Source organism: Pseudomonas antarctica (genome assembly GCF_001647715.1).
Taxonomy (GTDB): domain Bacteria; phylum Pseudomonadota; class Gammaproteobacteria; order Pseudomonadales; family Pseudomonadaceae; genus Aquipseudomonas; species Aquipseudomonas antarctica_A.
Genome location: NZ_CP015600.1, coordinates 5049602 through 5073059 on the forward strand (window position 1 = coordinate 5049602; position 23458 = coordinate 5073059).

The following is a 23458-nucleotide window of genomic DNA, read 5'->3' on the forward strand; positions in this document are numbered from 1 at the left end:
TATTTAAAAGGTATTTTTATATAACCTTATTGAAGCTTTGAATAGCCGACGCCGGCGGCTCGTTGCTGGTAGTCCAGCAGCACCTGATAGTGATCTTCCCTGGCCGGCAGGACTGCCTGTATCCCCAGCGTTTCGACGACATCCGGTAAATCCTGCAATGCCAGGTTCATCGCCTCACGAATTCGCATCACCTGCTCATCGCTCAGGCTCAACGGCCCGATGTAGGGCAAGGTCGGGCTCGGCGCGCTGTGAGTGACAATGCGCAGCCCCGCCACTTCCTGCGGGGCGAAACGGGCGAAGTAGTCGTAGGTGACGCTGTCGATGGCGGCAAGATCAGCGCGGTCTTCGCGCAGCCAGCGCAAGCTTTCGCGGTGGGCACCGCTGATGCCGACGCTGGCGAAGAAACGACCGTCGCGTTGCAACGGCGCCAGGCGTTCGCGCAGCAGGTTCATGCCGCTGTTGGAATCGTGGCCGTTGATCACGCCGCGGCTGTTGTAGAAGTCCGCCAGTTGGGTGTGCGGGTTGGCGTTGCGGGTGAGCAGCAGGCTGCAATGCTCGCCATGGCTGCTGTGGTCCAACTCATAGCGCGGGCGACCGATCACGCGCACCTTGCCGCGCAGTTGGGTTATCAACGGGTAGCCGCAGGTTTGGCTGACGAGCAAATCAGGGGACAGCCACAGGCTGGGCAGGTCGAGGTGGTCGGCGTTACGACGGGTCAGGTTCAGGCGCTCGAAGATGCGTGCCAGCCAGCGCTGGTTGGCGTGCTGCACCGCTTCGGGCGCGACATACATTTGCAGCTCGGCGTAGTGGTCACTCATGGTCGTCTCTCACGCAAAAGGGTGCCGGGGGCTGTCGATGGCCTTAAGGCCGTGGCGGCTGATCAACTGGCCATAACCCTGCACCAGAAAGCCGCCGCTGCGCGCCACCCACTGTTCGCGGCGGGCGCGGTAGACCGTGGGCAGCCAGTACCAGGGCAATTTCGGCAAGTCATGGTGCACCAGGTGCAGGTTGTTATTGAGGAACAGCCACGTCCACGGCCAGGCCGCTTCGTTGAGCACGGTGCGCTGCGCCGGTTGCAGGTGCGGGCGGTGTTCATAGTAGGAACGGATCGACGCCAGGGACAAGGCCGGCACAGTGACCAGCAGCAGGTAGTGCCACACCGGCAGTGCGCTGTAGTGGGCGATAAAGCTCAGCATCAATACGGTCACGGCGCCGTGGGCCAGCCACATCGGCCACACCTGCGGCAGGCGCTGGAACTCATGGCGCGCCAACCGGCCAATCGCCAGCGGCGCGGCCAACACGAAGCGGCCGAGCACGGTTTTGGTCAGCCAATGCACACCTCGTTCGAACAACGAGCTGGCGTCCCATTGCTGTTGATTGAGGTAGCGGCTTTCCGGGTCGATGCCCGGCAGGGTCAGGTCTTCATCGTTGTGGTGCAGCAGGTGGCTGTTGCGATACAGCGTATAGGGGTACCACACGGCAAAGGGCGCGTAGCCGAGCAGTTTGTTCACGAGAAGGGAGCGGGTAGGATGGCCGTGGAGCAGCTCGTGTTGCACCGATAGCCACAGCGTCACCAAAGGAATCAGCAACAGGGTGCTGAGCCACAGGCCGAGCCAATGGCTGCCGAGTATTACGGCGAACCAGCCGGTATACACGCCGATCAACAGCAGCCAGGTCGGCCATTCGGTTTTTGCAGTAAAACTTTGCGCCAGGGCTTCGATTTCCCGGCGCTGGGTCAGATCAAGGTAGTTGGCCATCGGCAGCTCAGAGCAGGTGTTTCCTGCTCTGTGCCTTGAGGCGGGAAAATCTTGCAGATCGTTTGGTTCTAAGCTTGTAACTCAGTGACCGAACAGGCCTGACTCGGATTTCTTGGTTTTCTTGTCCGCGCGTTTTTCATCGGCGGTTTTTGCCGGTTTTTTCTTCGCGGCTTTCTTTGAATCCATACCTTTGGCCATGATGCATGCTCCACTGAAAGGGGATGTAACACTGGGTATACCACCTATTGCACGGCAGAAGGCGCTTATAATCCCCGGCCCTTGAGAATGTTGCCCAAACACCATGCCTGAACTGCACATCGAACCGCTGGCAGAGCCGCTGTGGCCGCTGCTGAACAAGTTTTACCGCCGCCATGATTCGTCGATGAAGGCCATGAAAGGTGGGCGTTTATGGGTAGCGCGGGACGGCGAGATTGTGGCCGGGTTGTGCCTCTCGCCTGTGGTGGGTGGGCAGTGGCTGACCGCGGTGTTTGTCGACCCGGCTTATCGCGGCCAAGGGCTGGCGGCGCGCTTGATTCTGCAGGCGGTGGCCGATGTGCAGGGGTGCGTCTGGCTGCTGTGCCATCCCGACCTGGAAGGTATGTATCAGCGCATGGGGTTCACTCAGGATACGCTGCTGCCGCAATCCCTCAGCGAGCGGTTGGTGCGCTACAAACGTAACAAGCCAATGATCGCGATGGGGCTTATAACCAACGCAAAGGTCGACCTCGAATAATGTGTGATCAGCCGGTCCAGAGCCCATGCTAGCCTCGACGGCACAGTGGCCCTTTACAGGATGATCATGAAAACGACGCTTGCAGCTCTGTCCCTCACCGCCCTCCTCGCGCCCACCTTCAGCCAGGCAGCTGATGCGCCGATTACCGCCGAGCAATACACCAGCGTGCTTGCCGGCAGTTGGCGCGACCCGGCCAACAGCGCGCGCGACGGCTATCGTCACCCGCAGCAAACCCTGGCGTTCTTCGGCTTGGGCGCCAGGCAGACGGTGATCGAAATCACCCCCGGCGCCGGCTGGTACAGCGAAGTGCTGGCGCCGCTGCTCAAGGACCACGGGCATTACATCGCCGCCGTGCAGGCAGCCAGCAGCAGCGCTTATGCGCGTACCTCCGAAGAGAACCTGAAAAAGAAATTCGCCGCCGACCCGACGCGCTATGCCAAGGCCCAAGTGGTGGAGTTCGACCCTAAGGCGCCAGTGTTCGGCAAACCTGCTTCGGCCGACGCCGTGCTGACTTTTCGCAACGTGCATAACTGGGTAGCGGCCGATACCGCAGACGCCACGTTCAGTGCGTTTTACACGGTGCTCAAACCGGGCGGCGTGCTGGGTGTGGAAGATCACCGGGCCAAGGACGGGGCGGACCTGGCAGCGATCAAGGACAGTGGTTACCTGACCACGGCCCAAGTGGTGAAACTGGCGACCGATGCCGGGTTCAAGCTGGCTGGGCAGAGCGAAGTGAATGCCAACCCCAAGGACACCAAGGATTATCCGGGTGGCGTCTGGACGTTGCCGCCGACATTGAAGTTGGGGGAGCAGGACAAGGCCAGATACCTGGCGATTGGGGAGTCGGACCGGATGACGTTGCGGTTTGTTAAACCGGTCAAATAGTTCGGTTTGAAATGCTATCCCAATGTGGGAGCGGGCTTGCTCGCGAAAGCGGAGTGTCAGTCAATGTATTCGGTGACTGATACACCGCTTTCGCGAGCAAGCCCGCTCCCACATTTTCGATCTCAGTATGGCTGAGCGTTACTCGTCAGCATTCGGGTCCATGTCCGGAAACATCACTTCGATAAACCCGAACTTGCTGAAGTCGGTAATCCGCGACGGGTACAACCGGCCGATCAGGTGGTCACATTCATGCTGCACCACCCGCGCATGGAAGCCCTCGGCGACGCGCACGATGGGCGCCCCCTTGGGATCAAAACCCTCGTAGCGGATCTGCTGGTAACGGTCCACCGCACCACGCAGACCGGGCACGGACAGGCAGCCTTCAAAACCTTCTTCCAGTACCGGGCTGAGCGGCGTAATCAACGGGTTGATCAAAATGGTCTGCGGCACCGGAGGCGCCTCCGGGTAACGTTCACTGGCCTCGAAACCAAAGATCACCAGTTGCAGGTCGACGCCGATCTGCGGGGCGGCCAGGCCGACGCCGCCGACGCTTTCCATGGTCTGGAACATGTCATCAATCAATTGCCACAGCTCGGGGCTGTCGAACATTTCCGGCGGAACCGGTGGCGCGATGCGCAGCAGGCGCTCGTCGCCCATTTTCAGGATTTCACGGATCATCGATCAGACTTCGTCGGTAGTGGGCTTGGAGTGGTCCCGGCCTAGGCCTGAGACGTGCTGTTTTTCATCCGTGTGCGTGTTTTCATCGAACTCCTTTTCCCCCGGGTCCTTGCCTTCGGCCGACATGTGTTCGATCACGGCATTCATCTCGGCCCCGAGCAACAGCACGGCGGCGGAAATATAGAAGTACAGGAGCAGGACGATGATCGCGCCGATACTGCCATACATGGCGTTGTAGTCGGCGAAGGTTTTGACGTAGTAGCCAAAACCCAGGGAGGCGATAATCCACACCACCACGGCCAGCACCGAGCCGGGTGTGATGAAGCGGAATTTCTGCTGCACATCAGGCATCACGTAGTACATGAGGGCTACGGAGAACATCAACAGAATCACGATCAGCGGCCAGCGCAGGATGGTCCATAACGTGACCACGAATTCCTGCATGCCGATCTGCCCGGCGAGCCACCCCATCACCTGCGGGCCGAGCACCATCAGCGCAGCGGCGGCGAGCAGCATGCCGGCGATGCCGACGGTATAGAAAATCGACAGCGGGAAACGCTTCCAGATCGGCCGGCCTTCGACCACGTCGTAGGCGGCGTTCATCGCACTCATCATCAGCCGTACACCGGCCGAAGCGGTCCACAAGGCGATCACGATACCGACGGACAGCAAGCCACCCTTGGATTGCTGCAACTGGTCGATCACCGGGTTGACCTGTTCAAGGGCCTGGGGCGGCAACACCAGTTCCGACTGCATACGCAGCCAGGTGAAGAAGTCCGGCAGGTGCAGGAAACCGATCAGGGCAATGAGGAACAACAAAAAGGGAAACAACGAGAACAGCATCTGGTAGGCCAGTGCCGAGGCGTAGGTGGGCATTTCGTCATCGATAAACTCTGTGACGGTGCGCATCAACACTTTGTGGAGCTTGAGGCCGTCTAGTACCGGAAAAATCATAGCGTCTCCTTTCGCCGCATAAAAGGGTGAGGTCGTGGGCGACTCAGGGGCCGTTTTCTACATCAAAAGTAGCCTATTTGGCGACTTTGAAACAATGACGAGATTTTAGTTGCAACGTACGACATAAAAACGGCCATCCGTGGATGGCCGTCGGGCTGCACGAACACAGCCAGCGATTCAGGGTTACTTGACGGCTTTTTTTACCGCATCTTTGGTATCACCGATGGCTTTTTCGACCTGACCTTTCTTCTCCTGCACGACACCTTCAGCGCGCAGCTTGTCCTTGCCGGTGACTTTGCCGGCGCCTTGCTTGATGTTGCCGACGAGTTCATCTTTCAAACCTTTTGCCTTATCCGATGTGCTGCTCATGGTATTTCTCCGAAAGAACAATCAAGGGTTTGGGTCATTACGTAAAGATTGACCCGAAGCGGTTGCACAGAGTTTCAATTATTTTTCAGTGGGCATTTCATCGAGCATTTGCGCATCCGTTGCAGGTTTGGCTTTATGTTTTGCCGCCAACCCACGAGAATGCCCGGCACATTCAGGCTATATCGCTGAATAACAGATCCCGTAGGAAGGTTATGAAACTCAATAAAGCACAGGCCATCGCCCGCAGAAACCAGGAACTGGGCGGTGCCGTACTCGGCGTCAACAACTGCCACTTCACCGACCTGGACAGCAAACGCAACATCTGGTGGTTCGACCTGCCGGTCGTGCGTATTGGTGTGGGCCAGTACGAGTGGATTCACCTGCTGATGCACAACGCCGAGACTGACCAGTTGCTGCACCTGAAGGTGCCGACTGCGTTCCTGCGTGAAAAGCTTGAAGGGCTGGTGGTGCGCAATGCGAACAAGCGCAAGCCGGAGATCACCCTGGAGCTGAGCGCCGACAAGGATTCGTTCCTGAAAGATGTGCGCCCGGCCGGTGCGGGTGTGAGCTTCGCGCAGTTTGCCGTGTAGCAACTTGGTCAAATACTGTGGGAGCTGGCTTGCCTGCGATAGCGGTGGGTCAGCCAGCCCGGCAATGACTGATGTACCGCCATCGCAGGCAAGCCCGCTCCCACACTGGATTGCATTCCAATCCAGGCATTAAAAAACCCCGCATGGCGGGTTTTTTTATTGGGTTACTTTTTGAGGCCCAGCTTCTTCAGCTCTTCATCGCGCAACTCACGGCGCAGGATCTTGCCCACGTTGGTGGTCGGCAGCGCATCACGGAACTCAACGGCCTTGGGCACCTTGTAGCCGGTGACATTGGCGCGCATGTGTTCCATCACCTGGTCCTTGGTCAGGGTAGCCCCTGGCTTGACCACGATGAAGATCTTGATGTGCTCCCCGGATTTTTCGTCAGGCACGCCAATGGCCGCACACTGCAGCACGCCCGGCAGGGTCGCCAGCACATCTTCCAGCTCGTTCGGGTAGACGTTGAAACCGGAGACCAGAATCATGTCTTTCTTGCGGTCGACAATGCGCATGTAGCCATCCGGCTGGATGATCGCGATGTCGCCGGTCTTCAACCAGCCTTCGCTGTCGAGGATCTCGGCGGTAGCGTCTTCACGCTGCCAGTAGCCTTTCATCACCTGTGGGCCTTTGACGCACAGCTCGCCGATTTCACCCAGGGCCAGTTCGACGCCGTCATCGGTGATGACTTTGCACACGGTAGAGGGCACCGGAATGCCGATGGTGCCGATCTGGATGTTCTGGATCGGGTTGACCGTCGCCACCGGGCTGGTTTCGGTCATGCCGTAACCTTCGCAAATATTGCAGCCCGTCACGTCTTTCCAACGCTCGGCCGCTGCCAGTTGCAGCGCCATACCGCCGGACAGGGTGACTTTGAGCGCGGAGAAGTCCAGCTTGCGGAAGCCTTCGTTGTTGCACAGCGCCACAAACAGAGTGTTCAGGCCGACAAAGCCGCTGAACTTCCACTTCGACAGTTCCTTGACCATCGCCGGCAAGTCGCGCGGGTTGCTGATCAGAATGTTGTGGTTGCCGATCAGCATCATCGCCATGCAATGAAAGGTGAAGGCATAGATGTGGTAAAGCGGCAGCGGCGTGATCAGGATCTCGCAACCTTCATTGAGGTTGGAGCCCATCAGCGCCTTGCACTGCAACATGTTGGAAACCAGGTTGCGGTGGGTGAGCATTGCGCCCTTGGCCACGCCGGTGGTGCCGCCGGTGTATTGCAGCACGGCGACATCGCCGCTGGCCGGGCTGGCATCATTGACCGGTTGGCCGTGCCCCTTGGCCAGCACGTCGTTGAACTTGATCGCCTTGGGCAAGTGATACGCCGGGACCATTTTTTTCACGTACTTGATGACGCTGTTGATCAGCAGGCGCTTGAACGGCGACAACAGGTCAGCGACTTCGGTGACGATCACGTGCTTGACGACGGTCTTGGGCACGACTTTTTCAGCCAGGTGCGCCATGTTGGCCAGGCAAACCAGAGCCTTGGCTCCGGAATCATTGAATTGGTGTTCCATTTCCCGCGCGGTGTACAGCGGGTTGGTGTTGACCACGATCAGGCCCGCACGAATGGCGCCGAACACGGCGACCGGGTATTGCAGGACGTTGGGCAGTTGCACGGCGATTCGATCGCCAGGCTTCAAGTCGGTATGCTGTTGCAGGTAGGCGGCGAAAGCGCCGGACAATTCGTACAGTTCACCGTAGGTGATTGTCTTGCCCAGGTTGCTGAAAGCCGGTTTGTTGGCGAAGCGCTGGCAGGACTGTTTCAGTACCGCCTGAATATTTTGATACTCGTCTGGATTGATGTCTGCAGCAATCCCGGCGGGGTACTTATCCTTCCAAAAGTCTTCGTTCATGGAAGCCCACTCCTCAGCGACGCGAATTCATCATCGCATTTGATGCGATTATTATTGGTGTATGTTTTTTTAAGGTGAGTCTGGCGCTTTCAAGCAGGCCGAGAAGTCACAAAGCGCGCCGAGAGTAGCAGCTTTGCCAAGGGCCGCCTAGAGCCAAAAGAGGGCCCTACAGTCATAAACATGACTCAAGAACATGCAGTAGTCATTTTTAGAGCAAAGATTCTATAACGCTTAAAATCGCTCTGGAATGCGCCTTTCAGCACAATAAATAACAATGTGGGAGCGGGCTTGCTCGCGAATGCGGCGCTTCAGTCGATACATCTGGTGACTGATACACCGCATTCGCGAACAAGCCCGCTCCCACATTTTTTAAACGCACTTCATATCAAGCGATGTCGCGCAGCTCCCGCCGCAGAATCTTGCCTACCGGCGTCATCGGCAACGACTCGCGCAACACAATATGCTTGGGCACCTTGTACCCGGTGAAATTGGTCTTGCAGTATGCCTTCAGTTCCTCAAGGCTGACGCCCTGCGTACGCGCCACCACAAACAGCTTCACCGCCTCCCCCGTGCGATCATCCGGTACGCCGATCACGGCGCAGTTGGCTACCGCCGGGTGGGCCATCACCACGTCTTCGATCTCGTTGGGGTACACGTTGAAGCCCGAGACGATGATCAGGTCTTTCTTGCGATCAACAATGCTCACGAACCCATCGGCATCGATCACCGCGATGTCACCGGTTTTCAGCCAACCCTCAGCGTCCAAGGTCTCGGCGGTGGCTACCGGTTGCTGCCAGTAGCCCTTCATCACCTGCGGCCCCTTGATGCACAGCTCGCCGCGCTCACCCAAAGGCAGCTCGCGCCCTTCGTCGTCGATAACTTTCATCGCCGTGCCCGGCACTGGAACACCCACGGTTCCCAGGCGCGACTGGCTACCATACGGGTTGGTGCTGGCCACCGGTGAGGTTTCGGTCAGGCCGTAGCCTTCGCCGATGGAACAACCGGTCAACGCTTTCCAGCGCTCGGCGGTGGCCTTGACCAGTGCCGTGCCGCCGGAATTGGTGATCTTGAGGTGGGAAAAATCCAGGGTCTTGAAGTCCGGGTGATCCATCAGCGCTACAAACAGCGTGTTCAGCCCCAACAGGCAGGAGAACCGCCACTTTTTCAGTTCCTTGATAAAACCGCCGATGTCCCGCGGGTTGGTGATCAGCACGTTGTGGTTGCCGGTCACCATCATGCACATGCAGTTCGCCGTAAATGCATAGATGTGGTACAGCGGCAGCGGCGCGATCATCACCTCCTGGCCTTCTTTCACCAGCGGCTGGCCGTCGTCGGTGAGTTGGGACATGCACGCCCGCGCCTGCTGCATATTGGCGACCAGGTTGCCATGGGTGAGCATCGCGCCCTTGGCCAGTCCAGTGGTGCCGCCGGTGTATTGCAGCACCGCGATGTCATCCAGGGTCACCGGATGCCGAATCAGGCCCTGCCCTGCGCCCATGCGCAACGCGCGCTTGAACGATACCGCCCGTGGCAGGTGGTAGGCCGGGACCATTTTCTTCACCTTGTCGACCACGGTGTTGATCAGCCAGCCCTTGGCGGCCGGCATGAAGTCGCCCATCCTGGCTTCGATGAGGTAGTCGATCTCGGTATCGGTACACACTTCCTGCACGCGCGAACCGAACAGGTTGAGGTAGACCAGCGCACGCACACCAGCGTCCTTGAACTGGTGGCGCATCTCGCGCGGGGTGTACAAGGGGTTGGTGTTGACCACGATGAGCCCGGCGCGCAACGCGCCAAACACCGCAATCGGGTAATGCAGCACGTTGGGCAGCTGCACCGCAATGCGCTCGCCAGGCTTGAGGTCGGTGTGCTGTTGCAGGTAGCTGGCGAACGCCGCACTCTGGCGCTCAAGCTCAGCGTAGGTCAGGGTGATGCCCATGTTGCTGAATGCCGGACGGTCGGCAAAGGCCTTGCAGGAACGTTCGAAGACTTCGATCACCGACCTGTAGGTGCTGAGGTCGATGTCATTGGGAACGCCCGCCGCGCGTTTGTCATTCCAGAAATCAGGTTGCATTATTCTTGTCCTCTTACCTGAGTGTGTCCGGCCGCTGCAGCTGTAAAAAGCAGGCTGCTATAAAAAGCGGAGCTTTGGGGACGTTAGCAGCTATAGCCAATCAGGCAAATACAGGAAACAGCGTCATCAATTGCGTGAATCTTCCTACAAGGGCCTGCACAGATCAGATGCAAGCCTGGGGATGAGCTATACACTGCAACGACCTCGAGCAAAGGAAGCGCCATGAACCACAGCACCTTCTGGCTGACCGCGAATGACCGCAGCCGCCTGTACGTCAATCAATGGCTGCCGGAAGGCCCCGCCAAGGCCATGATCATGTTGTCCCACGGCATGGCCGAGCACAGCGGGCGTTATGCAGGCCTGGCCGACGCGTTGTGCACAGCCGGCTATGGCGTGTATGCGCTGGATCAGCGCGGTCATGGCCGCACCGCCGACGAGGGCACACTGGGGCTCTACGCCGAGAAGGATGGGTGGAACAAGGTAGTCGGCGACCTTGCCAGCCTCAACCAGCACATCGGCCAACAGCAGCCCGGGCTGCCGATCATTCTGCTGGGGCACAGCATGGGCAGCTATATCGCCCAGGCCTACCTGTTGCACCACAGCGCCAGCTTGAAGGGGGTGATTCTCAGCGGTTCAAACTTCCAGCCTGTGGCGCTGTACCGCGCCGCCGGGGTGATCGCTCGCCTCGAACGGGCACGCCAGGGCTTGCGCGGGCGCAGCGCACTGATCGAGTTCCTGTCATTCGGCTCGTTCAACAAGGCGTTCAAGCCCAACCGCACGGCGTTTGATTGGCTCAGCCGCGACCCGAATGAAGTCGATAAGTACATCAACGATCCGCTGTGTGGTTTCCGCTGCACCAACCAGCTATGGATCGACTTGTTGGGCGGCTTGCAGCAAATCAGCAAAGCGTCCAATCTCGAGCAGATCGTCCCGGGCCTGCCGATCCTGGTGATGGGCGGAGAATGTGATCCGGTGAGTGAAGGCAAGCGTCTCAAAAACCTGGCCCACGCACTGCGCGAGGCCGGCTGCCAGAACCTGCAACTGAATATCTACCCGCAGGCGCGTCATGAAGTGTTCAACGAAACCAACCGCGATGAAGTCACAGCGGATGTACTGACATGGCTCGACCAGACACTGGCGCTGCACAGGCCGACCCGCTGCGAATAAATTTACGTTTAAAATCAATACCTTAGAATCAGCCAATTAAATTAGCGATTAGCCACAGGATGTACCTTTAGATGACTCAGGTTACCAACACCCCGTACGAAGCCCTCGAAGTCGGCCAGACCGCCAGCTACAGCAAGACCGTCGAGGAGCGCGATATCCAGTTGTTCGCCGCCATGTCCGGCGACCATAACCCCGTGCACCTGGATGCCGAGTACGCCAAAGCAACCATGTTCAAGGAGCGTATCGCCCACGGCATGTTCAGCGGCGCCCTGATCAGTGCGGCGGTTGCCTGCGAGTTGCCTGGGCCGGGCACCATTTATATCGGCCAGCAGATGACTTTTCAGAAGCCGGTAAAAATCGGCGACACCCTGACCGTGCGTCTGGAAATCCTCGAAAAGTTGCCAAAATTTCGCGTGCGCATTGCCACCCGTGTATTCAACCAGCGCGATGAGCTGGTGGTCGATGGCGAGGCGGAAATCCTCGCGCCACGCAAGCAGCAGGTCGTGACCTTGACCGAGTTGCCGCCGATCAGCATCGGCTGATTGCAGCGTCAAGGTTAATACCAAGCACATGTGGGAGCGGGCTTGCTCGCGAAAGCGGTGGGTCAGTCACCTGAGAGGTTGACTGACCCACCGTCTTCGCGGGCAAGCCCGCTCCCACATTTGTTACACAGCAGGTCTTACGACTGAGCGCGAGCCTGGTTACGCAGGGCTTTCACCTGGTCGTGGTTGCGTTGTGCGCCGTGGAACTGACGCTCTACCAGGTCACGAATACCCAGCAGGTTGTGCTTGTTGATCTTCTCGATCGCTTCCTTGTAAGCCTTCAGTGCGTGGTCTTCACCGCGCTCGGCTTCGTTCAGGACAGCCTCTTCATCTTTACCGGTAACCAGCGACTTCACGTCGACCCAGCCACGGTGCAAGGCGCCGGCAACCGAACCGGACTTTTCCGGGTCGCCGCCCAGGGCTTTAACAGCGGTCTGCAATTCGACGGCAGCGGTGGCGCAGTCGGTGGAGCGCTTGACGAACAGGGCTTTGAGCTCTGGGTGCTTGATGTCTTCAGCACAGGTCGCGAAGCCTTTCTGGCCGTCTTTGCTGGTCTCGATCAGGTCGTTCAGTACGGAGATCGATTCTTTATTGATGTCAGTCATTTTTCAATTCCTTGTGCGGGTTAAGAAACGTGTCTTAATGATTGCAGCGCCCGTGCCAAGTTTTTAAAAAAGTATTTTTCTTTATTTTTCAATGACTTAAAAATTAATGAACCATCTGTATGTACGTTATTTGCATGATCTGTCATTTGGCCTTCATGCAGAATGCCTGTATTTTCCAAGGTCTCGACTCAAACACTGAAGCCCATGAACCCCGAAAAACTCGAACTGCTGATCACCCGTGAAATGCCCTTCGGCAAATACAAGGGACGGATCATCGCCGACCTGCCCGGCCCCTACCTGAACTGGTTTGCCCGTGAAGGTTTCCCCCACGGCGAGCTGGGCGGTTTGCTGGCATTGATGCAGGAAATCGACCACAACGGCCTGTCCGAACTCTTGGAACCGCTGCGCGTAAAACACGGCAAACCCGCCCCTCGCCATTAAGAGCCAATGCCATGCCAAGGAACGCAGATAACGAACGCCACTGGCAGGCCATTGCCCAGCACTATGAGCTGGAGCCTGGCCCGATCAATCTGGAAAACGGCTATTTCGGGCGCATGAGCCGCGCAGTACGAGCGCAGTACCTGGAGCACGTTGCATTTATCAATCGCAGCAACTCGTTGTATGTGCGCCAACGGTTCGAGCAAGGTCAAAACGTCGAGATCCTTCGCCAACTGGCCGGGCTGATTGACGCCGACCCAGAGGCAATTGCCTTCACCCGCAATGCCACCGAAGCGTTGCAGTCATTGATCCGCAACTACAACGGCCTGCAACCGGGCGACCAGGTGCTGATCAGCGACCTCGAATACGACACGGTCAAAGGTGCGATGCGCTGGCTGGCAGGCTATCGGGGCGTGGAGGTGATCGAGGTGTCCCACACGCACCCGGCCACTGTCGACAGCCTGGTGCAGACGTATCGCGATGCGTTCGCGCGGTACCCGCGCCTCAAACTGATGGCCCTCACCCACGTCACCCACCGTACCGGGCTGGTGATGCCGGTCGCGGCAATCGCCAGCGCCGCACGCGCGCATGGCGTCGACGTGATACTCGACGGTGCCCATGCCCTGGGCCAGATCGAGTTCAACCTTGCCGAACTGGGCATTCAGTTCGCCGGCTTCAACCTGCATAAATGGATCGGCGCACCGCTGACCCTGGGCTTTCTCTATATAGCCCCTGAGCGCCTGGCGGATATCGACCCGGACATGGGCGAGTTCCACTATCCCGCCAGCGACGTGCGCGCTCGTACGCCCTACAGCACGCCGAACTTTCCAGCCCTGATGACCTTGCCGCTGGTGCTGGAGGAACACTGCTCATTGGGTGGCTCGGCGGCCAAGGGCGCGCGCGTCAATTACCTGCGCGACTTATGGGTGAGCCAGGTGCGTCAATTGCCCGGGATAGAGGTGCTGACGTCGGATGACCCACGGCTGTATTGCGGGATCACGGCATTCAAGTTCATTGGCCGGGATCAGCAGGCGATGGCGGACCGGTTGCTCAAGGAGTACGACCTGTTCACCACTACCCGTGTCGGGGCAGCGTTTGGCACGTGTATTCGAGTGACGCCGGGGTTGGTGACGTCGGCGGCGGATATCGGTGTACTGGTCAAAGCGATCACTGAACTAAACGCGGATTAAAAATGTGGGAGCTGGCTTGTGTGGGAGCGGGCTTGCTCGCGAATACGGTGTGTCAGTCAACGAATATGCCAACTGAACCAGCGCATTCGCGAGCAAGCCCGCTCCCACATTAATCGGTATCGGATTCGAGTTTTTCGCAGGCAAAAAAAAGCGGCACACCGACCAAGTGCACCGCAAAAATGCCGTTAAGCACAGCAACAACGATTCGGTAAATCAGATCAGTCCAGCAGCGCCAGCGCCTGTGCGGTGACTTCCTGGATGCGTGCCCAGTCGCCGTTCTTGACCCATTCCGGGTCCAGCATCCAGCTACCGCCCACGCACATCACGTTTTTCAACGCCATGTAGTGTTTGATGTTGGCCGGACCCACGCCGCCGGTCGGGCAGAATTTCACTTCGCCGAACGGGCCGCCGAGGGCCTTGATGGCCGCCACGCCGCCGCTGACTTCAGCCGGGAACAGCTTGAAGCGGCGATAACCCAGGCCATAGCCTTCCATGATGCCTGAGGCATTGCTGATGCCTGGCAGCAACGGGATCGGGCTGTGCACGGAGGCTTCCAGCAGGTCGCGGGTAATGCCTGGGGTGACGATAAATTGCGAGCCGGCCACTTCCGCCGCTTCGAGCATATGACGATCGAGTACGGTGCCGGCACCGGTGCACAGTTCAGGGCGTTGCTCACGCAGTACCTGAATGGCCTTGAGGCCGAACTCGGAACGCAGGGTCACTTCCAATGCGGTCAAGCCACCGGCTGCCAGGGCATCGGCCAACGGCAGGATGTCCTGTTCGCGGGCGATGGTAATCACCGGCAGGATCCGCGCCTTGGCGCAGAGGCTGTCGATCAGGGCAACTTTATCCGCCATGGACACGGTCGATTGAGGGCTTTTCATAGCGGCTGATCCTTGGCTCATGGGCACCAGTAAATCTCTAAAGTAGGTTGCAAAAACGCGCGAATCGGCATGGCAGCAACGTCGTCACTGGCCAGCGCGGCGCTCAAGGTGGTCAATTTCGAGCTGCCGGAAATCGACAGCACGGTGTAGTGGGCCGTGGCCAGCAGTGCACGACTCATGGTCAGGCGCTGGTGCGGCACGGTCGGGGCCAGCATCGGCCAGCAACGGCGGGTGCCATCAGCTTTCAATGCTTCGCTCAGGTTCGGGCTGTTGGGAAACAGCGATGCGGTGTGGCCGTCATCGCCCATGCCCAGTACCAGCACATCAATGGCTTGCAGCTCGGCCAACTGGCGATCGGCCAGTTCGGCGGCGTCTTCCAGATTTGCGGCAACGTTGTACAGGCTGAGGAACGTGGCCTTGGCCGCCGGCCCTTGCAGCAGGTATTTCTTCAGCAGGCCGGCATTGCTGTCAGCATGCTCAACCGGCACCCAACGCTCATCGGCCAGGGTGATGGTGACGTTGGACCAGTCCAGGTCTTGCTTGGCCAGGTTCTGGAAAAACGCCACGGGGCTGCGACCACCGGACACCACCAACGTGGCCGCGCCACGGGCGCTGATGGCCGTGCGCAATTGCCCAGCCACGTCATGGGCCAAGCCATCCGCCAGCAACGTCGGCGAGCGGTACTCATGGGCTGTTACACCCTGAGGCAGTTTCAATTCAGATATCGCCATACCAAGACCTCCCATCCCGCGTGATCAGTGCAATCGAGCTCATCGGCCCCCAGGACCCGGCCGCATACGGCTTGGGCGCATCACCGGATTTTTTCCACCCGGCGATCAACTGGTCACACCATTTCCACGCGGCTTCGATTTCATCTTTGCGAACAAACAGGTTCTGATTGCCGCGCATCACTTCCAGCAACAACCGCTCGTAGGCATCGGGGATCCGCGCGCTGCGATAGGTGTCGGAAAAATTCAGTTGCAGCGGGCCGCTGCGCAGTTGCATGCCCTTGTCCAGGCCCTGCTCCTTGGTCATCACACGCAAGGAAATACCTTCGTCCGGCTGCAGGCGAATGATCAGTTTGTTGCTGATCTGCAGGCGCTGCTCGGGCGCGAAAATGTAGTGCGAGGGTTCTTTGAAGTGGATGACAATCTGCGACAGTTTTTGCGGCATGCGTTTGCCGGTGCGCAGGTAGAACGGCACCCCGGCCCAACGCCAGTTACGAATATCGGCACGCAGGGCGACGAACGTTTCGGTGTCGCTCTGGGTGTTGGAGTTTTCTTCTTCCAGGTAACCCGGCACCGGCTTGCCGGCGCTGTAGCCGGCGATGTATTGGCCGCGCACCACTTGAGTGGTCAAGCCTTCCGGACTGATCGGCGCCAGGGCCTTGAGTACCTTGACCTTCTCGTCACGGATGCTGTCGGCGGACAGGTCGGCCGGCGGGTCCATGGCAATCAGGCAGAGCAGTTGCAGCAAGTGGTTCTGGATCATGTCCCGCAGTTGGCCGGCCTTGTCGAAGTAACCCCAACGGCCTTCGATACCAACTTGCTCGGCCACGGTGATTTCCACGTGGGAGATGTAGTTCTGGTTCCACTGGGTTTCGAACAGGCTGTTGGCGAAACGCAGGGCAATCAGGTTCTGGACGGTCTCTTTGCCCAGGTAGTGGTCGATGCGGTACGTGCGGTTTTCCGGGAAAAACTGCGCCACGGCGTCGTTGACCTTGCGCGAGGATTCCAGGTCCGAACCGATGGGTTTTTCCAGCACGACTCGGGTGTTTTCCGCCAGGCCGACCTTGGCCAGGTTTTCGCAGATGGCGCCATACACCGCCGCAGGCGTGGCGAAATAGGCGATCAGACGTTGTTCGGCACCGACTTTTGCGGCCAGGATGACGTAGTCATCGGCGTTCATGAAATCGACGTGCACGTAGGCCAGGCGTGCGAGGAAGCGCGCTGCCACGGCTTCATCCAGTTCATTGCCGACGTATTTACGCAGTTCTTTTTCGATATGGGCCAGGTGCTCTTGCTCGGACCCGGCTTCACGGGCCAATGCCAGGATGCGCGTGTCGTCGTGCAGGAGCCCGGCGCCATCGAGTTGATAGAGTGCAGGAAATAACTTGCGCAGCGCCAGATCACCCAAGGCGCCAAACAGGGCAAAGGTGCAGGGTTCTACGGTTATCAAAGGCATGATGTTTGTTCTTTTATCAAGTTAAGCTACAAATACCTTTTTTCAAGGCATCACTCAAGGAAAAATGTAGTAATAACCACAACATTTTCCCAAAATACGCATTCCGAGTGGTGGTGTTCAGCTACCCTCAGTAGGATAGGCCACCGCAAAGGGCCACTCGTCGATGGGTTACCGCCCTTTATTTGCATCGTCGCCCGAAGGAAAGACTGAATGGACCGCGTGCGAAATCTTCTGGAACAAATCCGGAACCGCCTCGAAGAATTGAACAAGGCTGAGAAAAAAGTCGCCGAGGTCATCCTGCTCAACCCGCAGCAGGCGACCCGCTTCTCTATCGCAGCCCTCGCCCAAGCCGCCTCGGTCAGTGAACCGACGGTCAACCGTTTCTGCCGTTCGTTCGGTGTCAGCGGTTACCCTGAACTTAAATTGCAGCTGGCGCAAAGTTTGGCCAGCGGTGCGGCGTATGTCAGCCGCGCCGTGGAAGCCGATGATAACCCTGAGGCCTACACGCAGAAGATCTTTGGCAGCGCCATTGCCTCGCTGGACAGCGCCTGTCAGGCCCTGGACCCGGCCCTGATCAGCAAGGCCGTGGACCTGTTGATTCAGGCGCGGCAGATCCACTTCTTCGGCCTGGGCGCGTCGGCGCCGGTCGCCATGGATGCGCTGCACAAGTTTTTCCGCTTCAATCTGTCCGTCACCGCCCATGCCGACGTACTGATGCAACGCATGATCGCGTCGGTGGCGCATACCGGCGAGCTGTTCGTGATTATTTCCTACACCGGGCGTACCCGTGAGCTGGTGGAAGTGGCGCGTATCGCACGGGAAAACGGCGCCTCGGTGCTGGGCGTCACCGCCGAAAACTCGCCGCTGGCCAAGGCCAGCACGGTGAGCCTGAACATTCCGCTGCCGGAAGACACCGACATCTATATGCCGATGACCTCGCGGATCATTCAGTTGACGGTGCTGGATGTGCTGGCAACGGGCATGACCTTGCGCCGTGGCGTGGATTTCCAGCCGCACTTGCGCAAGATTAAAGAGAGCTTGAATGACAGCCGGTATCCGGTGGGGGATGAGTTCAACTAGCAGGAATCTCTACCAACAGTACCGACCCTTTCGCGAGCAAGCCCGCTCCCACATTCGACCGTATTCCAAAGTGGGACCCGGTCAAAATGTGGGAGCGGGCTTGCCCGCGATGGCGCCATCAGCAACACCGCTAAACACCCGCCCTCGCCTGCAGACTCAAGTGCGCCCTCTCCCCCGGCGCCAAGCTCGCCCCGGCCATCGCCGACTCCACACACACGAACCCCGACGCCTCGTTAAAGCTCACACCCAGTAACGGCCGGCTGCCGGGGTGCCAGACCACGGTGTCGGCGCTGTCGCCGGTGTCGATGCACAATTCGCGCTGCCAGGCATGGTCCTTGAGGTGCAGCTCACCCTCGTGCTGGAACACCCGCTGGCACCCGCCGTCCACCCGTAACTCGCCGTCCTGCTGGCACACCTGGCGATTGAGCTGATCATAACCTTGCGCCCCGTCGAGCCCAGACAGCGCTACCTCACCGACGTTGCCGATACGCCAATAGGCGTGCAACGCATGGCTCAACTGGCACGGCAACTCGTCCTGGTGCTCGGTGCACAGGCGCAATTCCAGGGTGTCGCCCAAGTGCGCGTGCAGGTCGACCTGCCAGTCGCACAATTGCAATTGCCAGTGCAGGCGCACGCCATCGTCGTCGGTGCTGCTGTCGAGCAGTTTCCAGTCGATCAGCCGCGCCCAACCATGGGACGGCCACGCGTTTTCGCTCGGATGGCGCCCATACCACGGCCAGCAGACCGGCACGCCACCACGGATGGCGCCGACTTGCGGCCACTTGGCCGCACACCACAGCCAGGGTTTCTGGCCGCGTGGCTGAAAGTGCAGCAATTGCGCGCCCTGACGGCTGAACACCGCCTGGCACAGCGGATGGTCGATCACCAACACATCGCGCATCTGAAAGCGCTCCCAGGCAAACACAGGGCGTTCACGCAGGGATTTGAAAAAGCGTTGCAGCGGATGCTCATGCATGTGCCACGGTCCTGAATAACTTCACAGTGCTGCCCAAAAAAAAGCGGATAGCCATGGCTACCCGCAAAATGCGCACAGAGAGAAGGAGCTTATCGCAACAGCGTTAGAACGTAGACTGAATCTTCAGGCCGGCTACCAACGCGTTGTCGACTTGATCAATGCCGCCTGGATGGACGACGTATTGCAAGTTAGGACGCACGGTCAGCCAATTGGTAACGTGAACGCCGTAGTTGAGTTCGACGTTGTATTCAGTGTTGCGCAGCGGTGCGTAACCCAATTGGTCGTAATCGGTGAAACCGCCAGCTGTGTTGAGCAGTTCAGAGTTTTTCTTCACGTCATTGTTGGCGTGGATGCGTGCAACACCGATACCGATGTCATCTTTGGTGCGCGCGTCGAACGGCCCTTTGTACACAAGCATCAGCGACTGATAGTTGTCGACAACGTTGGTGTCCTTGTCGTGGAACGTGACGTTGGCTGCGATATTCAGGCCGCGGGAAGCATCACCGTTATGCGTAGTGAGTTGCTGTTGCACAACACCCCAATAACCGGTTTTGCTGCTGCGAGTACGGTAAGGCAAGCCGGTAGTGGCAGCATCGTTGCCATTAATGTCTTCACGGACGTCGCTGGCATCCGCCGCGCTCTTGTAGAAGCCCACACGGTATTCGCCCGGGAGGCCATTGACCTTCGGCGACCAGACCAATTCCACCGGAATCACCGTGCCCTTGGTGCCGCTGCCGCTGAGCTTGAAGCCATTGCCGTGCTCAAGCTGCGACGGGTTCTGGTTGTACGCACCGATTTGCGCATACAGCTCAGGCGTGATGTTGTACTTCACGCGGATAGCGGCCTGGGCAACCGGCCAGTTGTACCAGGTGTTTACATAGTTACCCACCTGCGAGCCACAGAACGACAGGTTCTGGAAGTCGCATGGGAAGGTGTTGAAGTCTTCGCCTTCACCGAAGTAACCGAGTTTCACGTCCAGCTTGTTATCGAACATCTGGTGCTGAATCCAGAACTGGGTCAGACGCACCATGTGGCCACGACCGTACACTTCCTGAGACGAACTCAAGGTGCCGGAATCTGGGCGCGGATCGCCAATACGGTCATTGGAGATGTTCTGGCCGTTACGGTTGGTCAACTGGATCTTGGCCTGGGTGTTATCCCAGCCCCACAGTTTTTGCAGGTCCAGTGCTACGCCCAGACCAAACTGGTCAGCGTAACGGGCAGTCTTATCGTTGTTGTAGCCACCGCTCAGGTTGGCGCCAACTTCCCCTACGTAGTCAGCCTTGATGTCGATACCTTGCTCGATCAGCTTGGTACGCTCGCCACCCCAATCACCGGTCATCCATTTGGAGTCGGCGCTGAATGCATCGGCCGCCATCGCATTGGCGGACAATACCAGGGCTGCTGCTGCTGACAGTTGGCAGATCAGCCGAGTGTTGTTGTGTTGCTTTTTCATCCCTACATCCTCGTCTTTATTGTTATTTAACTGTTTTTATCTAACGCGGGTTACTTTTTTTTAACCAAAACAACAAGTTATCTGCTTCAGCGGCCTTTGAATTGGGCCACGTTGTCGGCATGCCCGTGTGCAGGCAATGAGGCAGCAGTGCCCAAGCGTTCGCCGGTTTTGGCGTCGAACAGCAATACCTTGGCCGGGTCGAATTGCAGGGTCAGGGTCTCACCGACCTGCGGTGCAACGTCCGGCGCGAGACGGCAGCAGACCTTGGTGTCGTTGAGTTGCACGAACACCAACGTGTCAGGACCGGTCGGCTCAGTGACCTGGACTTCGGCACGAATGCTCGACGAACCATTCGCTTCGCCCGTGGCCAGCACTATTTGCTCCGGGCGCAGCCCCAGGATCACATCGCGATCTTCAAGGCCGGCGTCATTCATACCCAGCGGCAGCTCGCAACGGGCCTGGCCACTGTCGAGCAGCGCCACCAATTTGCCATCCTTGCGCTGCAGGCGCAGCGGAATGAAGTTCATCGGTGGTGAACCGATAAAGCTTGCCACAAAAAGGTTGGCCGGGTCGTTATAGATCTCTTTCGGCGTACCGAATTGCTGGATGATGCCGTCCTTCATCACCGCCACTTTGTCGCCCAGGGTCATCGCTTCGATCTGGTCGTGCGTGACGTAGACGGTGGTGGTTTTGAGGCGCTGGTGCATCAGTTTCATTTCGGTACGCATCTCGACCCGCAGCTTGGCGTCGAGGTTGGACAGCGGTTCGTCGAACAGGTAGATCTTCGGCCGACGCGCCAGGGCACGGCCCATTGCCACACGCTGTTGCTGGCCACCGGACAGCTGGCCTGGCTTGCGATTAAGCAAGTGTTCGATCTGCAGCAACTTGGCCACGCGCGCCACTTCGGCGTCGATGTCCGCCTGAGGCATCTTGCGGATTTTGAGGCCGAACTCGATGTTCTCGCGCACGCTCATGGTCGGGTACAGCGCGTAGGACTGGAACACCATGGCGATGTCACGGTCCTTGGGGCTCATGCCGCTCACATCCTGATCACCGATCATGATGGCGCCGCCGGTAATGGTTTCCAGACCGGCGATGCAGTTCATCAGTGTGGATTTACCACACCCCGAAGGGCCGACCAGAATCAGGAATTCGCCTTCCTTGATCGACAGTTCGATGTTCTTCAAGGTGTCGGGCAGGCCGGCGCCATAGGTCTTGTTTACATTGCGAAGTTCAAGCGTAGCCATGATTACCCCTTGACCGCGCCGGCCGTAAGGCCGCGCACGAAATACTTGCCTGCGATCACATAGACCAGCAGGGTCGGCAGCCCGGCGATCATCGCCGCCGCCATATCCACGTTATATTCCTTGGCACCGGTGCTGGTGTTGACCAGGTTGTTCAGCGCCACCGTGATGGGCTGCGAGTCGCCGCTGGAGAACACCACACCGAACAGGAAGTCGTTCCAGATCTGGGTGAACTGCCAGATCAGGCAGACCATGATGATCGGCGTCGACATCGGCAGAATGATCAGCCGGAAGATGGTGAAGAAACCTGCACCGTCCAGTCGTGCCGCCTTGATCAGCGCATCTGGAATGCTGACGTAGTAGTTACGGAAGAACAGTGTGGTAAATGCCAGCCCGTAGACCACGTGCACAAACACCAGGCCCGTGGTGGTGCTGGCCAGGCCCATCTTGCCGAGGGTGAACGACGCTGGCAGCAGCACGGTCTGGAACGGCAGGAAGCAGCCGAACAGCAGCAGGCCGAAGAACAGCTGCGAGCCTTTGAAGCGCCAGAACGACAACACGTAGCCGTTCAACGCACCGATGGCGGTGGAGATCAGTACGGCCGGAACGGTGATCTTGATCGAGTTCCAGAAGTAGCCGTCTACCGTGGCCCAGGCCTTGACCCAGCCAATGCCGGTGACCACGGTCGGCCAGCTCAGCAGGTTGCCGGTGCTGATGTCTTCCGGGGTCTTGAAGCTGGTCAGCAGCATCACCACCAGCGGTACCAGGTAAAGCAGCACAGCGATGATCAGCACCGCGTAAATCGCGATGCGGCTCAGGCTGATGGACGGTTTGGAGGCGAGACTAGTCATTACGCTTGGTCCTCAGCTCGGAGTACAGGTAAGGCACGATGATCGCGAGGATCGCGCCGAGCATCAGGATTGCACTGGCCGAGCCCATGCCCATCTGGCCACGACTGAAGGTGAACGAGTACATGAACATGGCAGGCAGGTCGGACGAGTAGCCCGGGCCACCGGCCGTCATTGCGGCGACCAGGTCAAAGCTCTTGATCGCAATGTGCGCCAGGATCATCACCGCACTGAAGAACACCGGACGCAGGCTTGGCAGCACCACGCTCCAGTAGATGCGCGGCAGGCTGGCGCCGTCGATCTGGGCGGCACGGATGATCGACTGATCAACGCCGCGCAGGCCGGCGAGAAACATCGCCATGATGAACCCGGAGGCTTGCCATACAGCAGCAATCACCAGGCAGTAGACGACGCGATCGGGGTCGATCAGCCAGTCCAGGCGGAAGCCTTCCCAGCCCCAGTCACGCAGGAGTTTGTCCAGGCCCATGCCCGGGTTGAGCAGCCATTTCCAGGCCGTACCGGTCACGATCATCGAGAGCGCCATCGGGTACAGGTAAATGGTGCGGATAAAGCCTTCGCGACGGATTTTCTGGTCGAGAAAGATCGCCAGCGTCACGCCAATCACCAGGGTGATGCCGATAAACATGCCGCCAAAAACAGCCAGGTTCTTGCTCGCTACCCACCAGCGGTCGTTGTCGAACAACCGCGCGTATTGCGCAAGGCCTGCCCATTTGTAGCTTGGCAGGAACGTGGACGTGGTGAACGACAGAACGAACGTCCACAGGATGTAGCCGTAGAAGCCCACCAGAACGATGAACATGCTGGGCGCCAGCACCAGTTTAGGGAGCCAGCGCTGCAGTGCATCGAACGGCGAGGCCTTGCTGAACACAGCAACAGAACTCATGGGAAAATCCAATAGAAGAATAAAGGCCGCTGCAAGTTACAAGC

At 58.7% G+C, this 23458-nt stretch carries 24 protein-coding genes; 8 read left to right on the plus strand and 16 right to left on the minus strand.

Going from position 1 to position 23458, the window contains the following annotated elements; translation table 11 throughout:
- Positions 1-26 precede the first annotated feature (26 nt).
- Entirely contained in the window at positions 27-818 is a 792-nt protein-coding gene (locus A7J50_RS22915; RefSeq protein ID WP_064453855.1) for a phosphate/phosphite/phosphonate ABC transporter substrate-binding protein, read from the minus strand.
- A gap of 9 nt (positions 819-827) precedes the next feature.
- Positions 828-1757, minus strand: coding sequence for a fatty acid desaturase (locus tag A7J50_RS22920; protein WP_064453856.1), 930 nt, complete (start codon positions 1755-1757; stop codon positions 828-830).
- A 301-nt stretch (positions 1758-2058) separates the two neighbouring features.
- Here A7J50_RS22920 and A7J50_RS22925 point away from each other — a divergent pair, with 301 nt between their 5' ends.
- A complete protein-coding gene (locus tag A7J50_RS22925; RefSeq protein ID WP_064453857.1) occupies positions 2059-2490 on the plus strand; it encodes a GNAT family N-acetyltransferase in 432 nt (143 codons plus the stop codon).
- 66 nt (positions 2491-2556) lie between these two features.
- Positions 2557-3375, plus strand: coding sequence for a class I SAM-dependent methyltransferase (locus A7J50_RS22930; protein ID WP_064453858.1), 819 nt, complete (start codon positions 2557-2559; stop codon positions 3373-3375).
- 138 nt (positions 3376-3513) lie between these two features.
- Here the strand turns inward: A7J50_RS22930 and def are convergent, their stop codons facing one another.
- The 3 genes from def to A7J50_RS22945 form a co-directional block, all read right to left on the minus strand.
- Positions 3514-4053 carry a peptide deformylase gene (gene def / locus A7J50_RS22935; RefSeq protein ID WP_064453859.1) on the minus strand — a complete coding sequence of 180 codons (540 nt, stop codon included), beginning with the start codon at positions 4051-4053 and terminating at the stop codon, positions 3514-3516.
- A gap of 3 nt (positions 4054-4056) precedes the next feature.
- Entirely contained in the window at positions 4057-5007 is a 951-nt protein-coding gene (locus tag A7J50_RS22940; RefSeq protein WP_064453860.1) for a YihY/virulence factor BrkB family protein, read from the minus strand.
- Between the two features lie 183 nt (positions 5008-5190).
- Positions 5191-5376 (minus strand): CsbD family protein, encoded by a 186-nt coding sequence (locus tag A7J50_RS22945; RefSeq protein WP_064453861.1) that lies wholly within the window; start codon positions 5374-5376, stop codon positions 5191-5193.
- Between the two features lie 212 nt (positions 5377-5588).
- On the opposite strand from A7J50_RS22945, the gene A7J50_RS22950 reads away from it, so the two are divergent.
- The gene (locus A7J50_RS22950; RefSeq protein WP_053257688.1) at positions 5589-5966 is read left to right on the plus strand and encodes a hypothetical protein; all 378 of its coding nucleotides are present in this window, start codon (positions 5589-5591) and stop codon (positions 5964-5966) included.
- A gap of 164 nt (positions 5967-6130) precedes the next feature.
- On the opposite strand, the gene fadD1 is transcribed toward A7J50_RS22950, so the two are convergent.
- Together fadD1 and fadD2 are read right to left on the minus strand one after the other, a co-directional pair.
- Positions 6131-7822: a long-chain-fatty-acid--CoA ligase FadD1 gene (fadD1, locus tag A7J50_RS22955; protein WP_064453862.1), complete on the minus strand. Its 1692-nt coding sequence runs from the start codon at positions 7820-7822 to the stop codon at positions 6131-6133.
- Between the two features lie 385 nt (positions 7823-8207).
- A complete protein-coding gene (gene fadD2, locus A7J50_RS22960) occupies positions 8208-9896 on the minus strand; it encodes a long-chain-fatty-acid--CoA ligase FadD2 (protein WP_064453863.1) in 1689 nt (562 codons plus the stop codon).
- A 222-nt stretch (positions 9897-10118) separates the two neighbouring features.
- Between fadD2 and A7J50_RS22965 the strand changes: the two genes are divergently transcribed.
- Together A7J50_RS22965 and A7J50_RS22970 are read left to right on the plus strand one after the other, a co-directional pair.
- The gene (locus A7J50_RS22965) at positions 10119-11063 is read left to right on the plus strand and encodes an alpha/beta hydrolase (RefSeq protein WP_064453864.1); all 945 of its coding nucleotides are present in this window, start codon (positions 10119-10121) and stop codon (positions 11061-11063) included.
- A 71-nt stretch (positions 11064-11134) separates the two neighbouring features.
- Positions 11135-11605 carry a MaoC family dehydratase gene (locus A7J50_RS22970; protein WP_024077080.1) on the plus strand — a complete coding sequence of 157 codons (471 nt, stop codon included), beginning with the start codon at positions 11135-11137 and terminating at the stop codon, positions 11603-11605.
- Between the two features lie 137 nt (positions 11606-11742).
- Here A7J50_RS22970 and A7J50_RS22975 read toward each other — a convergent pair whose 3' ends face one another.
- Positions 11743-12210 (minus strand): ferritin-like domain-containing protein, encoded by a 468-nt coding sequence (locus tag A7J50_RS22975; protein ID WP_064453865.1) that lies wholly within the window; start codon positions 12208-12210, stop codon positions 11743-11745.
- Positions 12211-12414: 204 nt separating this feature from the next.
- On the opposite strand from A7J50_RS22975, the gene A7J50_RS22980 reads away from it, so the two are divergent.
- The gene (locus A7J50_RS22980; protein ID WP_017139191.1) at positions 12415-12651 is read left to right on the plus strand and encodes a DUF3820 family protein; all 237 of its coding nucleotides are present in this window, start codon (positions 12415-12417) and stop codon (positions 12649-12651) included.
- Between the two features lie 11 nt (positions 12652-12662).
- Complete coding sequence (locus A7J50_RS22985) at positions 12663-13838, plus strand: aminotransferase class V-fold PLP-dependent enzyme (RefSeq protein ID WP_064453866.1); 1176 nt, start codon at positions 12663-12665, stop codon at positions 13836-13838.
- A gap of 218 nt (positions 13839-14056) precedes the next feature.
- On the opposite strand, the gene A7J50_RS22990 is transcribed toward A7J50_RS22985, so the two are convergent.
- From A7J50_RS22990 to zwf, 3 genes are read right to left on the minus strand one after another with little or no spacing between them, the layout of a single operon-like run.
- On the minus strand, positions 14057-14722 hold the full coding sequence (locus A7J50_RS22990) for a bifunctional 4-hydroxy-2-oxoglutarate aldolase/2-dehydro-3-deoxy-phosphogluconate aldolase (protein ID WP_064453867.1): 666 nt from the start codon (positions 14720-14722) through the stop codon (positions 14057-14059).
- 17 nt (positions 14723-14739) lie between these two features.
- On the minus strand, positions 14740-15453 hold the full coding sequence (gene pgl, locus A7J50_RS22995) for a 6-phosphogluconolactonase (RefSeq protein ID WP_064453868.1): 714 nt from the start codon (positions 15451-15453) through the stop codon (positions 14740-14742).
- Entirely contained in the window at positions 15440-16906 is a 1467-nt protein-coding gene (gene zwf / locus A7J50_RS23000; RefSeq protein WP_064453869.1) for a glucose-6-phosphate dehydrogenase, read from the minus strand. Before zwf ends, pgl begins: the two co-directional genes overlap by 14 nt.
- 219 nt (positions 16907-17125) lie before the next feature.
- On the opposite strand from zwf, the gene A7J50_RS23005 reads away from it, so the two are divergent.
- The gene (locus A7J50_RS23005) at positions 17126-17986 is read left to right on the plus strand and encodes a MurR/RpiR family transcriptional regulator (RefSeq protein ID WP_169875662.1); all 861 of its coding nucleotides are present in this window, start codon (positions 17126-17128) and stop codon (positions 17984-17986) included.
- 130 nt (positions 17987-18116) lie between these two features.
- On the opposite strand, the gene A7J50_RS23010 is transcribed toward A7J50_RS23005, so the two are convergent.
- The 5 genes from A7J50_RS23010 to A7J50_RS23030 form a co-directional block, all read right to left on the minus strand.
- Positions 18117-18962 (minus strand): D-hexose-6-phosphate mutarotase, encoded by an 846-nt coding sequence (locus tag A7J50_RS23010; protein ID WP_064453870.1) that lies wholly within the window; start codon positions 18960-18962, stop codon positions 18117-18119.
- A 103-nt stretch (positions 18963-19065) separates the two neighbouring features.
- The gene (locus A7J50_RS23015; protein ID WP_064453871.1) at positions 19066-20418 is read right to left on the minus strand and encodes a carbohydrate porin; all 1353 of its coding nucleotides are present in this window, start codon (positions 20416-20418) and stop codon (positions 19066-19068) included.
- An 86-nt stretch (positions 20419-20504) separates the two neighbouring features.
- Positions 20505-21665 carry an ABC transporter ATP-binding protein gene (locus A7J50_RS23020; RefSeq protein ID WP_064453872.1) on the minus strand — a complete coding sequence of 387 codons (1161 nt, stop codon included), beginning with the start codon at positions 21663-21665 and terminating at the stop codon, positions 20505-20507.
- A gap of 2 nt (positions 21666-21667) precedes the next feature.
- Positions 21668-22513, minus strand: coding sequence for a carbohydrate ABC transporter permease (locus A7J50_RS23025; RefSeq protein WP_064453873.1), 846 nt, complete (start codon positions 22511-22513; stop codon positions 21668-21670).
- Positions 22506-23414 (minus strand): carbohydrate ABC transporter permease, encoded by a 909-nt coding sequence (locus A7J50_RS23030; RefSeq protein WP_053257700.1) that lies wholly within the window; start codon positions 23412-23414, stop codon positions 22506-22508. The genes A7J50_RS23025 and A7J50_RS23030 overlap by 8 nt, the downstream gene beginning before the upstream one ends.
- Positions 23415-23458: the final 44 nt, after the last annotated feature.

Coding starts and splice junctions, on each gene's coding strand:
- A7J50_RS22915 (WP_064453855.1), bottom strand. CDS start 818: ATGAGTGACCACTACGCCGAGCTGCAAATGTATGTCGCGCCCGAAGCG.
- fadD1 (WP_064453862.1), bottom strand. CDS start 7,822: ATGAACGAAGACTTTTGGAAGGATAAGTACCCCGCCGGGATTGCTGCA.
- A7J50_RS22920 (WP_064453856.1), bottom strand. CDS start 1,757: ATGGCCAACTACCTTGATCTGACCCAGCGCCGGGAAATCGAAGCCCTG.
- A7J50_RS23030 (WP_053257700.1), bottom strand. CDS start 23,414: ATGAGTTCTGTTGCTGTGTTCAGCAAGGCCTCGCCGTTCGATGCACTG.
- A7J50_RS23025 (WP_064453873.1), bottom strand. CDS start 22,513: ATGACTAGTCTCGCCTCCAAACCGTCCATCAGCCTGAGCCGCATCGCG.
- A7J50_RS22925 (WP_064453857.1), top strand. CDS start 2,059: ATGCCTGAACTGCACATCGAACCGCTGGCAGAGCCGCTGTGGCCGCTG.
- A7J50_RS22930 (WP_064453858.1), top strand. CDS start 2,557: ATGAAAACGACGCTTGCAGCTCTGTCCCTCACCGCCCTCCTCGCGCCC.
- def (WP_064453859.1), bottom strand. CDS start 4,053: ATGATCCGTGAAATCCTGAAAATGGGCGACGAGCGCCTGCTGCGCATC.
- fadD2 (WP_064453863.1), bottom strand. CDS start 9,896: ATGCAACCTGATTTCTGGAATGACAAACGCGCGGCGGGCGTTCCCAAT.
- pgl (WP_064453868.1), bottom strand. CDS start 15,453: ATGGCGATATCTGAATTGAAACTGCCTCAGGGTGTAACAGCCCATGAG.
- A7J50_RS22945 (WP_064453861.1), bottom strand. CDS start 5,376: ATGAGCAGCACATCGGATAAGGCAAAAGGTTTGAAAGATGAACTCGTC.
- A7J50_RS23020 (WP_064453872.1), bottom strand. CDS start 21,665: ATGGCTACGCTTGAACTTCGCAATGTAAACAAGACCTATGGCGCCGGC.
- zwf (WP_064453869.1), bottom strand. CDS start 16,906: ATGCCTTTGATAACCGTAGAACCCTGCACCTTTGCCCTGTTTGGCGCC.
- A7J50_RS22990 (WP_064453867.1), bottom strand. CDS start 14,722: ATGAAAAGCCCTCAATCGACCGTGTCCATGGCGGATAAAGTTGCCCTG.
- A7J50_RS22975 (WP_064453865.1), bottom strand. CDS start 12,210: ATGACTGACATCAATAAAGAATCGATCTCCGTACTGAACGACCTGATC.
- A7J50_RS22980 (WP_017139191.1), top strand. CDS start 12,415: ATGAACCCCGAAAAACTCGAACTGCTGATCACCCGTGAAATGCCCTTC.
- A7J50_RS22970 (WP_024077080.1), top strand. CDS start 11,135: ATGACTCAGGTTACCAACACCCCGTACGAAGCCCTCGAAGTCGGCCAG.
- A7J50_RS22940 (WP_064453860.1), bottom strand. CDS start 5,007: ATGATTTTTCCGGTACTAGACGGCCTCAAGCTCCACAAAGTGTTGATG.
- A7J50_RS23010 (WP_064453870.1), bottom strand. CDS start 18,962: ATGCATGAGCATCCGCTGCAACGCTTTTTCAAATCCCTGCGTGAACGC.
- A7J50_RS22950 (WP_053257688.1), top strand. CDS start 5,589: ATGAAACTCAATAAAGCACAGGCCATCGCCCGCAGAAACCAGGAACTG.
- A7J50_RS23015 (WP_064453871.1), bottom strand. CDS start 20,418: ATGAAAAAGCAACACAACAACACTCGGCTGATCTGCCAACTGTCAGCA.
- A7J50_RS22965 (WP_064453864.1), top strand. CDS start 10,119: ATGAACCACAGCACCTTCTGGCTGACCGCGAATGACCGCAGCCGCCTG.
- A7J50_RS22985 (WP_064453866.1), top strand. CDS start 12,663: ATGCCAAGGAACGCAGATAACGAACGCCACTGGCAGGCCATTGCCCAG.